We start from the raw sequence: 12,356 nt of genomic DNA on the forward strand, positions 1-12,356 counted from the left end.
GACATGGTTTGTTGATTGGCCTAGGCGGCAGGCTGGGACGACGTTGGCCAGGGCCTGAGATGGGGTGGTGCTTCTGGATTGATCGCGGTGGCACCTTCACCGATCTGATCGGTCGCGATCCAGAAGGCCAGCTGCACGTGCGCAAGGTGCTCTCGGAGCAGGCCGGGGCTGGAGACCCTGCGGTGTCGGCGATGGAAGCGATGTTGGCGTCGGCGTCTCCACCCGTGGAGTTGGGCGACATTGACGACGTGCGTCTCGGCACCACCGTGGCCACCAATGCTCTGCTGGAAGGGGCTGGTGCGCCGCTGCTGTTGCTCACCAATGCCGGACTGAGGGATCAGCTGTGGATCGGCGATCAACACCGCGACGATCTGTTCGCACTTGAGCAGCCCCAGCGCCCCTTCTTGGCGCAAACGGTGCTGGAGCTGACCGGTCGGCTCGATGCCCGGGGTAAGGAGGTGGAGCCCCTGGTGCTGGATCAGTCGCTGCGGCGGCGTCTCGAGGAGCTGCGCCGTTCCGGCCTGGACGTCGCCGTGGTGGCGTTGTTGCATGCCCAACGCAACCCAGCCCATGAGCAGCGCTGTGCTGCATTGCTGTGGGAACTTGGCTTTCGCACCGTGGTCCTCTCCCACCAGGTGAGCGTGATGCCCCGCCTGGTGCCGCGGGGGCAGACGGCCTTGGTGGAGGGGGCCGTGCATCCGGTGCTGGATGGCTACCTGCAGCAGGTGCAGGGGGCGTTGGGCGCCGCCACGCCACTGCGGGTGATGACCTCCAGCGGAGCGTTGCAGGCTCCAGGCAGGCTGCAGGCCAAAGACACCATCCTTTCGGGGCCGGCGGCGGGGATGGTTGGTGCGATCGCCGCGGCGCGGATGGCCGGCTTTGACCGGGTGCCGGTGCTCGGCTTCGACATGGGGGGCACGTCGACGGATGTGTTCTGTGTGGCTTGTGCCGATGAACAGGCTTTGCGGCAGGTGAAGGAACAGACCGAGATCGCCGGCCTGCAGTTGCTGGCCCCACGCCTGCCGATTGAAACCGTGGCGGCCGGTGGCGGATCGGTGCTGGAGCTGCAGGGGGAGCGGTTGCGGGTGGGGCCACGCTCCGCCGGAGCACAACCGGGGCCGGCCTGTTATCGCGCCGGCGGACCGCTCACCATCACCGACGCCAACCTGTTGCTGGGGCGTCTGCAGGTGGACCGCTTCCCGGCGGTGTTCGGCCCGTCTGGGGATCTACCCCCGGATGTGGAGGTGGTGCGGCATCGCTTCGCCGAGCTCGCGGCAGCGCTGGGGCAGACCCCGGAGCGGGTGGCAGCCGGGGCGTTGCAACTTGCGGTGGAAACCATGGCCGCTGCGATCCGCCGGGTGTCGCTGCATCGCGGTGAGGACATTCGCGGCGGGGTGTTGGTGGCCTACGGGGGGGCTGGTGGTCAGCACGCTTGTCGCTTGGCGGACGAACTGGGGCTGTGCACGGTGCTGTTGCATCCCATGGCCGGCGTTCTCTCCGCCTTTGGCATGGGTCAGGCCCGCCAGCGCTGCCGGCGGCAGGTGCATCTCGGCACTGCCCTCTCGCCCGAGCTGTTGGCGGCCCTGCCGGATCAGGTGGAGCGACTGATGGCTGAAGCAAGGGAGATGTTGCATCGCCAGGGGGATGGTGCTGATGCCGAGGCGGGGGAGCCGGAGGTCTGGGTCAGCCTCGCCCTGCGTTATCCCTCTGCTGAACAGACCCTGGTGCTCCCTTGGGTCGCCGAGCAAGGCGTTGATGCCGTGATCTCGGCCTTCCAGTCGAGCCATCAGCAACGCTACGGCTACTGCATTGATGCCGATCAGGCCCTGATCGTCGAACAGCTCAATGTTGAGGTCACGGCTCCCCAACAGTTCGACGCCACAACCGCAGCTACAGCAACAGCCGCAGCTGAGATGGCCGAACCAACGCCAGAGGTGCAGCCATCGCCGCAGGTGTCGATGCACCTGGAGTCAAGCGGCTGGACGCAGGTGCCGTTGCTGAACCGCAGTGCCCTGCGGCTGAATCAGCGGCTTGCAGGCCCGGCCCTGATCGTCGAAGCCACGGGCTGCACGGTGCTGGAGCCGGGCTGGCAGGCCAGGGTGGCTGAGGGGGGCACGCTGTTTCTGGAGCGCTCGCATCCCCCAGAAGAATCACCGGAGCTGGCACAGGCCGGTGCCCACGACCCGTTGCAGGCGGAACTGTTTCGTCACCGCTTCATGGCGATCGCTGAACAGATGGGGGAACAGCTGCGGCAGAGCAGTCGCTCCGTGAACATCCGCGAGCGCCTGGATTTCTCCTGTGCGTTGTTTGATGCCACGGGGGGCCTGGTGGCCAATGCCCCCCACATTCCGGTGCACCTCGGATCAATGGGCGACAGCGTCCGCGACCTGCTGGCCCAGGTGGCGAGTGGTGATGTCGCACCGCTGCAGCCCGGCGACACTTTGCTCAGCAATGACCCTTTCCACGGCGGCACCCACCTGCCCGACATCACCGCCATCTCGCCGGTGTTCTGCGATGGGGATCAGCCCAGCTTCTTTGTGGCCAGCCGTGGCCATCACGCCGATGTGGGTGGCATCGCTCCCGGATCAATGCCGTCCTTCAGTCGCACCATTGCCGATGAGGGCCTGCTGCTGCGCAACCAGCTGTTCGTGCGCCAGGGCCGGGTTCTCGCCGCTGATCTGAAAGCGGTGTGGGGCGGCATGGCGACGCCGCCCCGCAACCCTCCGGAACTGCTGGCCGACCTGCAGGCGCAGGTGGCGGCCAATCAGGCGGGGATTGTGGCGCTGCAATCCCTCGTGAAGCGGGAGGGGCAGACCCTGGTGCAACGGCAGATGACCCTGCTGCAGCAAGACGCAGCCCGCAGTGTTCAGCGGCTGCTGTTGCGCCTGACGGACGCCCGGCATCAGCTGGCCCTGGATGACGGTTCCTGCCTGGTGGTGCAGGTGAGCCTTGATCCCAAACGCCAACGGTTGCGTTTGGATTTCAGCGGAACATCGCCCCAACGGCCGGGCAATTTCAACGCCCCCCTGGCGGTGACGCGGGCGGCTGTGCTGTACGTGATCCGTTGTCTCCTCGACAGCGACATCCCCTTGAACGAGGGGTGTTTCGCGCCACTCGATCTGGTGGTGCCGGAGGGCTGTCTGTTGAATCCGCGGCCCCCCGCCGCTGTGGTGGCCGGCAACGTGGAGGTGTCTCAGGCCCTCTGCAATCTGCTGTTCGCGGCTTTCGGCGCCCAGGCGGCCGGCCAGGGAACGATGAACAACCTCAGCTTCGGCAGTGGCCGCTGCCAGTACTACGAAACGGTGGCCGGTGGTGGCGGCGCGGGTGAGGGTTTTGCCGGATCGGTGGGGCTGCAATCGCACATGACTAACTCGCGGCTGACGGACCCCGAGGTGCTGGAGAGCCGTTATCCGGTGCGCTTGGAATCCTTCGCGGTGCGCTCCGGCAGTGGCGGCCAGGGCTTGTGGCCCGGGGGCGACGGCTTGGAGCGCACGATCCGCTTCCTCGAGCCGATGAGTGTGTCGCTGATCAGTGGCTCGCGGCAGGTGGCCCCGTTCGGTCTCAACGGTGGGGCCAGTGGTGCCTGTGGCGAGAACCTGCGGCTGGACCGTGAGGGGGTGGCCCATTCCCTGCCCGGTGCTGTGCAGCTGGAGCTCCAGGCGGGCGAGGCCATTCGCATGCTCACCCCAGGGGGAGGCGGCATGGGACGTTGAGGAGGGGATGCCTTCTGGTGGTGTGATGCTGATGCGATCACAGGGTTGGTGGTTGAGCGTGCTGCTGGGCTGCAGCCTCAACGGGGCTGCCCATGCCAGAAGCCTCGACCAGCAGATGTTCCAGTTGCAGCTGGTGATGGATCAGATCCGTCTGGCCCGTTCCGTGGGGGATCGCGTTGGCGTTTGCGTTGAATCCCGCCGGGCCAACAATCTTGTGCTCGATCTTCTTCCGGCCCTGCAATTGCATCGTCCAGGCCTCAATCACGCTGGCTTGCAGGACAGGATTCTTTTGGGATTTGATCAGTGTTGATCGAGCCCTTGATCGATCATTCCTGATCGGCTTTGGTGCTGCTGTTTGAAAACCAGCATGACGACCCATTGTCGATCGGCATCTGCGGATTCAATCTGAATGCAGCCAAGCTGATGGCATGGGTTTGCTTCAAACGATCCAGGGACGGTTGCTTCAGTACGACTCCCCGTCGCGGCAGTTGCAACAGGCCCATTTCGACGCAGCCCGACGCCTGGCCCAGGCTCAATTTCAGCTGGCTGATGCTGAATTAAGCCAACGCCTCTGGCAGGACGTGGCTGATCGTGATCTCGATGTTGATCGGATCCTGAATCTCCTTTATGGCTGCTGGTTCCAGGACGATCCTGCGGCGCTGCATGCTGCCGACGCTGAGTTTCAGGCGCGCCGCGAGCAGGAGTTGATCCCCGGGGTGTTCGAACACTGCTGAGGATTGTGGGCCTGAAAAGTTGTTGTGCTGAACTGACGGATCTGTTGGTGACGGCGTGCTGTTGATCCCTGAGATCCAGCCATGAACATCGTTGTTCTCAACCGCTCCGATTGGCTGGATGAACGGAGGGTTCGTCTTGTGGATCGTCGGGCGAATCACATCCGTTCGGTGCTTAGAGCTGCGGTGGGCGACAGCATCCGAGTTGGTGAGCTGAATGGCGATCTGGGCCAGGGCCGCATCTGTGCCCTGGATGCAGATGCCGTGGTGCTGGAGGTGGACCTCAACCAGCCACCGCCGCCCCGCCATCGGTTTGACATTGTTCTTGCCTTGCCGAGGCCAAAGGTGCTGCGCCGTCTGTTCCGCACCGTGGCCGAATACGGCGTGGCCAACCTTCACCTGATCAACTGCGCCCGGGTTGAAAAGAGCTATTGGCAGTCGCCTTTGCTCGCACCCGAGAAGGTGCACGAGGCCCTGCTTGCGGGGATGGAGCGCGCCAGCGACACCGTGGCGCCCCGGGTGCATCAGCACAGGCGCTTTCGACCCTTTGTCGAAGACCAGCTCAAGGATCTCTGTACCGGACGGCCCTGCTGGATCGCCCAGATGGGGGCCTCCCTTCCCTTGCGCGACACCCCAGCGGGGGCCGCTGTGGTGATGGTGGGGCCGGAGGGTGGTTTTGTGCCGTTTGAACTGGAGTTGGCTCAGGCGGTGATCGCGCAGCCCGTGCATCTGGGATCGCGCACCTTGAGCGTGGACACGGCCCTCACCACCGCTCTGGCCCAGGGATGATGGTGGTGCGTGTGTTGCTTCAACAGCGACGGCAATGAACGATCTGGCTGGCTTGCAAGCTCTTGTGGAGGACGTTGGGTCCGGCAACGTCATCGATGCTGAACTGCTCGATGGGTGTCCGGTTGAAGCCCACGAACTCGATGAAATGGATGCGTCCCAGGCCGCGCAGGTCGCCGCCCATTGCTTCGGCCTGCTCTTTGATCACCAGGTGGAGCAGCTGGAGGGAATCGAGGCGGATATTGATTCGGGCCTGTGGACCGGCACCGTTGATGGCTTCGGTTTCCAGATCAGCCGGGATGACGTTGGCGATCTGGTGCTCGATTTCTCGAGCCAGCCGGCGTGACGGTTGATGAGCTGCGCAGCGACCTGACGGCTCGGCTTGGTGAGCAGGTGGAGCAGGTGTTCAGCCGGGATGGAGCCCCTGTTGACGACATCACCGAGCTCTATCACCCCTCTCCGGCGGGTTTTGGCGGCCAGCTGCGACTGAAACGGAGCGGCCGCCGCCTGGCCTGGGAGCTCTGGCTGGAAGACGGTGATCGCTGGAATTTCCACACCACCGACCTTGCCGATGCACCGCCACAGGCCGAATGATTGTTGGTCAGGGGCGACGGCCAAGCGCCGGTAGGGTGGGGTGCTGGTTTCAGCGGGGAACAGCCGCTGAAGGAAACGGGGAAAGAGCAGTGAAAATCTGCCGCTGTCCCGCAGCTGTGAAACGTCGGCTCTCCGCCCACGTCAGTCAGAACGCCCGCCAGATCAAACCGACGAGGATCGACTTTTGAATTCTTTGCCACTGGCCCTGCGCAGGCCACTGCAGATCGCCGGCCCTTCGCTTCTGGCGGTTCTTCTCCTGGCCAGTCCGGCGTTCGCCCACCACCCCTTTGGCATGGGCGACAGCGCTGAACTCACCCCCCTGCAGGGATTGTTGAGTGGCATTGGTCACCCGCTGCTGGGTCCTGACCATCTCCTGTTCCTGCTGGCCATCGCCTTCATCGGCCTGCAACGTCCCCGCGCCTGGGTGATTCCTCTGCTGGCTGCAGGCCTGGGCGGCAGTGTTCTTTCGCAGTTCATCCCCCTGCCGGATGCCGTGGCTCCCTGGGCGGAGGCCATGGTCTCCCTCAGCCTGGTGGTGGAGGGTTTGATGGCCCTCACCGTGGCCTCCACCCGTTGGTTGCTGCCGCTGGTGGCCCTGCATGGTTTTCTGCTGGGCAGCACCATCGTTGGTGCGGAACCCACCCCGCTGTTCACCTATTTCCTGGGCCTGCTGATGGGCCAAGGCGCGCTGCTGCTGGTGGTGAGCAACTGGTCCAAGTCTCTGGTTGAGCGCCTCGGCTCCCAGGGGCAACGGCTTGGTGCCGGCATCTGGATGGGCATCGGCATGGCCTTTGCCTGGGTTGCCCTGATCGACTGATCACGAGCACGGTTTTTTTACCGCTTCTGACCCCAGGGATCACCTCTGGGGTTTTTTTCTCTTCCCAGTCATGACGTTTGTCCAGCAACTGCTGGTGGCGCCCGCCGCCCTTGGTCTGATCGCCCCTTTGGCTGTGGTCAACAGCCCAGCCGCCCAAGCCACCGAGCTGAACATCAACGGCGTTTCTGATGACGCGGCTACTGCCAGTGGCAACAGCCTTGAGCAGGTCACCAGCGTCACCCAGTTCGCCGACGTTGTCCCCACCGACTGGGCCTATCAGGCTCTGGCCAACCTGGTGGAGACCTACGGCTGCGTCGCCGGTTACCCCAACGGCAGCTTCCGTGGCAACCGGGCCATGACCCGCTACGAAGCGGCTGCCTCGCTGAACGCTTGCCTCGACCGGATCACTGAAGTGACCGACGAGCTGCGTCGTCTGCTCAAGGAATTTGAAATCGAGCTGGCCATCCTCAAGGGTCGCGTTGACGGCCTCGAGGCCCGCGTGGGCGAACTGGAAGCAACCCAGTTCTCCACCACCACCAAACTCAAGGGCCAGGCCACCTGGGTGTTCGGAGCCAGCCGCTTCAAGGGTTCCGCGTCCCGGCTGCGTTCGGACAGCAATTCCGAGTTCGGCGGAACGGTATTCAATTACGACCTCCAGCTGGCTCTGGAGACCTCCTTCACCGGCAAGGATCAATTGACCACGGTGTTGCGTGGCGGCAACTTCGACGGAGACGGCAACGTTTTCGGCAGTGGTGGCCCGTCGGGTCTGGCCACCCTGGAAACTGCGTTTCAGGAGGGTGATCGCCCCAATCTGGTGGCGATCGACAAGCTCTTCTATTCCTTCCCGTTGGGGGATGAGATCACCATCACCACCGGCCCGATTGTTGGCCAGGAAGACATGCTCGCGATCTGGCCGAGCGTCTATCCCAGTGACCCGATTCTCGATGTGCTCACGGTGAATGGAGCTCCGGGGGCCTACAACAAAAACAAAGGTGCGGGCGTGGGCTTCAGCTGGGCTGCGGAAAGCGGAGCCCGCGCTTCGGCCAACTATGTGGCGGCCAATGGTGCATCAAGCGACACCCGTACCGGTGGTTTCTCCACCGACGAGGCGGGGGGAACCGGCACCCTGCAGCTGGGTTGGGAGGGTGACAACTGGGGCGTTGCTGCCCTCTATTCCAAGGTTCAGAACGGTCAAGATCTGATCGTCTACGCCACGCCCTTTGTCAAGGATCGCTTCAGTGATCGGGGAGTGACCCACGCCTATGCCCTGGGTGGTTTCTGGCAGCCATTGGAAAGCGGCTGGCTTCCATCGCTGTCGCTCGGTTGGGGCATCAATCAGTCCGATACCCAGCGTGAAGGCCAGTTGAGCACCAGTCAGTCTTGGAGGGCTGGGCTGGAGTGGAACGATGTGTTGGTGGCGGGGAACAACGCCGGAATGGCTGTGGGCCAGCCCGTTTTTGCGACGGATCTGCGTGGTGGCGACACCGCTGCCGATGCCCAGTTCATCTGGGAGTGGTGGTATCAGTTCCAAGTGACCGACAAAATCAGCGTCACCCCTGCGCTGTTCTATCTGTCGCGACCGATGGGTGAGCTCACACCGGATGGTTCAACCTTCCAGCAACTGGGCGGCCTGATCAAAACGACATTTGTGTTCTGAGCCGTGAATCAATAGCGACGTCGCGCGGTTGCAACGGATCAACCTCCTGTTGAAGGCCCCGTTGAACGTGGTGGCAGCCCGTCACCACGCCAATGCTTCGGATTCAAGGGGATGCCCAGTTGCTCCGCGCCCTGCTGTTGCACGCCAACGAGCGGGTGTCGGCCGCAGTTGAGAAAAGATCTCAATTTGGGGGCCTTATTGAGAATGACTTGCAATATCGACAAGAGATCTGTATTGTTGCGAGTAATTCTCAATCGCGATAATCCGTGACCACGTCCGCCTACCGCTTCCTGCCGGACAATCCGATTGCTCCGTTGAGCATGCCCCGCTCGCAGACGGTGCTGATTGATCCAGCCGGGCGTGATCAGGCCACGGTTCTTGAGGTGATTGAAGGGGTGTGCCGCGTGTATTGCCCCTGCGAAGAAACGGAGGGAATGACCCTGGCGTTTTTGCAGTCGGGCGATCGCCTGCGCACCGATCGTCTCTGCAGTGATGGCGTGTGCATCGAGGCCCTTACAGCCTTGAAATTTCGGCGTGATGCTGTCTCAACGGATGAGCTGGGGCTTGATGCGGTGAACGAATGGACATTGCAGCTTCTCCGAGTCCGCCATCTCGGTCAGGCAGAGCAGCGTCTTCATGCTCTTTTGGCCCTTTTGGTGAACCGTTTAGGCGTCCGTTGCAGCGATTGTTATCAGCTTCCTTTTCGTCTCACTCATGATCGCTTTGGTGAGCTGATTGGTGCTACACGGGTAACCACAACACGTCTCCTCTCCAAATGGCGTCAAGCGGGTTTGGTGGCTATGGCATCTGGAGATGTCACCATGCGAATTTCGCCTGAGCTCATCGATTCTTCACCACTCCAATTCTGAAAGTTGTGAATTCGCTCGGTTTACTTGGTGACCTTTGCAGCGAAGTTGATTGGATTTGGCGGCGTATGCAATGTGCCACTCGATCAATTCAACGATGCCAGGATCAGGGATTAGTAGAACGGCTTCTTGCGGAGATATCTTTCTACCAATGCCGATGTTTGTCGATAAAATCCATATTGCCGGAAATTAATTGCTATTCAAAACCGCATTCGATGCAAAGATTATTGCTTGAAGAAATGCTCCGAAGGTGTTTTAGAACTATTCAAATGACATGTTGGATGCGCTGAATAAAGTTAGAAAGTATTTGTGGTCTTGTATGTCATTCGAATTTCTTTCGTTTAATCTCTTCTATCCTTGAAGAGATGCAGGCTTGTTATTTCCTTGATCAAGCTCATTGTCGATGAGTAATAAAGCTGCAGCTTGATTATCTGCAAACTTCACGCGTCCAAGAAGGTGCGCGAATTCGTGTTCTGACTGGGTTTGCATTTCCACCATCGGGTCGAGAAACACTGTGGTACGCGTATCGTTCACTCTCTCTGCCATCGAATAAAGCTGTTGCAACGAAGCTGTGACATCAACCTCCATTTGAAATGCTGTTGCCATCACATCTGCAGGAGATGCCCAGCTCTGCAAGGGGGCTTCGACCACTTGTAGTGCAACGCTTTGCCCTCGAGCAATGATGTATTCCGCGAATTTTGCAGCATGTACATGCTCGCTGTTGGATTCGTCTCGGAAGAATCGGGAAAATCCTCTCAACTCCCGTTCAGCAAACCAGATTGCAGCAGCGAAATAGGAGGCATGGCCTTGCCTCTCCATGTTGAGGTGGGCTTGGACTGCGTTCAGAAGATCAGCATCAATTGCTTCGGCAATTGCCCGACCTGCCGGTCCGCAAGCAATTGAAGAAGAGGGGCTTGAATTAGATGTTGAAAGCACTTTTTGCCTGCTGATATTTAAACGATACATACCGGTGAATTGAAATGCACGCTTGGCGTGTCATTTGCACCAAGTTAAATGAGACTCATTATCAATAACCAGTCGATCTTAGAACTTTCTCCTGCAAATAACTTAAAAGTTACTTTTAACGCCAGCCAGCCTGCGCCATCACTTGAATCGCTTTCTTCTGGTTAGCACCGATCGCGCTGATGGAGACGTTGTCTGGGATGAATCGTCCGTACTGTTTCAGCACGCTTGAGGAGCCCTGACTTTTCAGAGGATATTCGTGGGTTGGTCCAGCAAGCGTCTGGCTCCCCTTCGGAGATGAGAGAAATTCAATCAACTTCAGCGCTTCCCGTTTGTTTTGGGCTGAGGTGGCAATGCCCGCCGCACTGATGTTCACGTGTGCTGGATTGGGCATGATCAATTTTACATTCTTTGCTAGCTCCTGATCACCCTTGCCATTGTCTCCGGCTTGCATGCGTGCCAGGTAGTAGTGATTCACAACGCCAACGCCACATTTGCCCTGGCCAACGGCACGAATGAGGGATGTATCTCCGGAGAAGAATGGCTGCTTGACATTGCCCACCATGGACCTGACCCAGGCTGTTGCTCCGGCTTGACCCTTTAAGACAATTTGGTCAGCAACAAGGGATTGGTTGTAGACATTCTTTCTCTTGCGCAGGCAAAGCTTTCCTTTCAATTCCAGCTTGCCGAGATCGTCGTAGCTGTTGATCGTGGAGGGATTAACCAGCTTGGGGTTGATGATGATTGAGCGCACGCGCCTTGTTAGGCCAAACCAGCGGTTGGATGGATCCCGATAGCGCTCGGGGATGTTCGCTTTCAGGGTGTTGCTCTGAACCGGCTGCAGCAATCCTGCATTGGCTGCATCATTGATGCGCGCAGCATCCACCAACAGAATCACGTCTGCTTTGGAGTTGCTTCCCTCTCGCTTGAGTCGTTCCACCAGAGAGATACCGGTGGCTTCAATCAGGCGAACTTTGATTCCTGTTGTTTCACTAAAACGTTTAAAAACCTGTCGGTCAGTGTTGTAGTGGCGACCTGAATAAACACGCACTTCCTGCGCACCAACAGCTGCGCATCCAACCAAGGGAGTGATTAGGCAGAGTCCAGCAAGAATCTTCAACATGGATTTACTCTTAATCACTCCATCATAGGTCTTGGATGTCATCTGACTGTGCTGATTTGCGCGATGTTTTCGTATCATTTGGTCAACTGCCTAGGGTGAGGAAAGCTTTTGCCCTCATTGCCGATGGATCATCTTGTGCGTCCACTGCTTTCGCAGGCTGATGTTGGTTCCATTCATCAGCAACTGAGTGCTGCCGACTTGCCTTGGCTGGATGGACGACTCACGGCGGGAGAGCAAGCGGCCTCGGTTAAAAAGAATCATCAACTTGATCCTGAATCCCCTTTAGCAAATCGGGTGGCGAACTTGGTGTCGAAGGCCTTGAAAGCAGATCCTTTGATCAAGAGTTTTACTTTGATCCGCAAAGTGCACAGTGTCTTGATCTCCCGCTGTGCACCCAGCGATGGATATGGATGGCATGTGGATAATCCGTTTTCCCGTTACGGCCGACGCGATCTGTCCTTCACCGTTTTTTTAAGCGAGCCGTCCTCCTATCAAGGGGGAGTTTTGCAATTGCAGACGGGGCAGCATGGTGAGGAATTTCGTTGTTCTGCTGGTGAGGTGGTTGTGTACCCCAGCTCCTTACTGCATTGCGTTGCGCCAGTGATGCAGGGGACGCGTTATGCCTGTGTCGGCTGGATCGAAAGTTATGTGAAATCCGCTGAGGATCGTTCCTTGCTGTTCAACCTGGATGCTGGGGCGCGTGGATTGCTGGCCAAGTATGGACGTTCGGATGAGCTTGATCTCATTTTTCAGGCCTATTCCAACGCTGTACGGCGGCTCTCCGATTGATGGTGTTTCAAATGATGCGTTGACCTGGCTCATTCGTGGCGGCTTGGGCGCTAGCGTTATTCATAATGAATTTTTGGCGTTGCTACATGGCCAAACCCTCTGCAGTCACTGTTTTTCTGGCCGCTTCATCTCTGCTGCTGGCTTCAGCTGATTTACCGGTATTGCAGGCCCAGGATGGCGGCGGCTTGAAGGAGTGGTCGACGGATCAAGCTGTCGATGACGACAGTGTGATGAATGAAGAGGCTGAGGCTCTTCTCAAAAAAGCTGAACAAGAAGATGTTTGTGTTCCCATTGGTGAGGGTGAGAACTGCTGGTGA

Annotated in this window: 13 protein-coding genes and 1 riboswitch; of the genes, 11 read left to right on the plus strand and 2 right to left on the minus strand. The window is 59.6% G+C overall.

The genetic code is table 11. The features are described from left to right. Positions 1 to 59 precede the first annotated feature (59 nt). From SynRS9902_RS06035 to SynRS9902_RS06075, 9 genes are all read left to right on the plus strand, one after another. Complete coding sequence (locus tag SynRS9902_RS06035) at positions 60 to 3,713, plus strand: hydantoinase B/oxoprolinase family protein (protein WP_186510355.1); 3,654 nt, start codon at positions 60 to 62, stop codon at positions 3,711 to 3,713. Positions 3,714 to 3,738: 25 nt separating this feature from the next. Further along, positions 3,739 to 4,023, plus strand: coding sequence for a hypothetical protein (locus tag SynRS9902_RS06040; RefSeq protein WP_255446227.1), 285 nt, complete (start codon positions 3,739 to 3,741; stop codon positions 4,021 to 4,023). Positions 4,024 to 4,141: 118 nt separating this feature from the next. Further along, the gene (locus SynRS9902_RS06045; RefSeq protein ID WP_186510357.1) at positions 4,142 to 4,447 is read left to right on the plus strand and encodes a hypothetical protein; all 306 of its coding nucleotides are present in this window, start codon (positions 4,142 to 4,144) and stop codon (positions 4,445 to 4,447) included. An 81-nt stretch (positions 4,448 to 4,528) separates the two neighbouring features. Then, positions 4,529 to 5,233 carry a 16S rRNA (uracil(1498)-N(3))-methyltransferase gene (locus SynRS9902_RS06050; RefSeq protein WP_186510358.1) on the plus strand — a complete coding sequence of 235 codons (705 nt, stop codon included), beginning with the start codon at positions 4,529 to 4,531 and terminating at the stop codon, positions 5,231 to 5,233. 34 nt (positions 5,234 to 5,267) lie between these two features. Then, entirely contained in the window at positions 5,268 to 5,576 is a 309-nt protein-coding gene (locus SynRS9902_RS06055) for a hypothetical protein (RefSeq protein ID WP_186510359.1), read from the plus strand. Further along, positions 5,573 to 5,824 (plus strand): hypothetical protein, encoded by a 252-nt coding sequence (locus SynRS9902_RS06060; protein WP_186510360.1) that lies wholly within the window; start codon positions 5,573 to 5,575, stop codon positions 5,822 to 5,824. The genes SynRS9902_RS06055 and SynRS9902_RS06060 overlap by 4 nt, the downstream gene beginning before the upstream one ends. Before the next feature lie 27 nt (positions 5,825 to 5,851). Next, positions 5,852 to 6,001: riboswitch (cobalamin riboswitch) on the plus strand. Positions 6,002 to 6,008: 7 nt separating this feature from the next. After that, positions 6,009 to 6,641 (plus strand): HupE/UreJ family protein, encoded by a 633-nt coding sequence (locus SynRS9902_RS06065; RefSeq protein ID WP_255446228.1) that lies wholly within the window; start codon positions 6,009 to 6,011, stop codon positions 6,639 to 6,641. A 70-nt stretch (positions 6,642 to 6,711) separates the two neighbouring features. Continuing rightward, complete coding sequence (locus tag SynRS9902_RS06070) at positions 6,712 to 8,298, plus strand: iron uptake porin (RefSeq protein ID WP_186510361.1); 1,587 nt, start codon at positions 6,712 to 6,714, stop codon at positions 8,296 to 8,298. 320 nt (positions 8,299 to 8,618) lie between these two features. Then, complete coding sequence (locus SynRS9902_RS06075) at positions 8,619 to 9,167, plus strand: Crp/Fnr family transcriptional regulator (protein ID WP_186510550.1); 549 nt, start codon at positions 8,619 to 8,621, stop codon at positions 9,165 to 9,167. Positions 9,168 to 9,515: 348 nt separating this feature from the next. Here the strand turns inward: SynRS9902_RS06075 and SynRS9902_RS06080 are convergent, their stop codons facing one another. Together SynRS9902_RS06080 and SynRS9902_RS06085 are read right to left on the minus strand one after the other, a co-directional pair. Then, the gene (locus SynRS9902_RS06080) at positions 9,516 to 10,130 is read right to left on the minus strand and encodes a ferritin (RefSeq protein WP_255446229.1); all 615 of its coding nucleotides are present in this window, start codon (positions 10,128 to 10,130) and stop codon (positions 9,516 to 9,518) included. 115 nt (positions 10,131 to 10,245) lie between these two features. Beyond that, the gene (locus SynRS9902_RS06085) at positions 10,246 to 11,292 is read right to left on the minus strand and encodes an extracellular solute-binding protein (RefSeq protein ID WP_255446230.1); all 1,047 of its coding nucleotides are present in this window, start codon (positions 11,290 to 11,292) and stop codon (positions 10,246 to 10,248) included. 81 nt (positions 11,293 to 11,373) lie between these two features. On the opposite strand from SynRS9902_RS06085, the gene SynRS9902_RS06090 reads away from it, so the two are divergent. Together SynRS9902_RS06090 and SynRS9902_RS06095 are read left to right on the plus strand one after the other, a co-directional pair. Further along, a complete protein-coding gene (locus tag SynRS9902_RS06090) occupies positions 11,374 to 12,039 on the plus strand; it encodes a Fe2+-dependent dioxygenase (RefSeq protein WP_186510362.1) in 666 nt (221 codons plus the stop codon). A gap of 35 nt (positions 12,040 to 12,074) precedes the next feature. Then, positions 12,075 to 12,356 (plus strand): hypothetical protein, encoded by a 282-nt coding sequence (locus SynRS9902_RS06095; protein WP_370586326.1) that lies wholly within the window; start codon positions 12,075 to 12,077, stop codon positions 12,354 to 12,356.

The sequence above is a fragment of the Synechococcus sp. RS9902 genome, from assembly GCF_014279635.1.
Taxonomy (GTDB): Bacteria; Cyanobacteriota; Cyanobacteriia; order PCC-6307; family Cyanobiaceae; genus Parasynechococcus.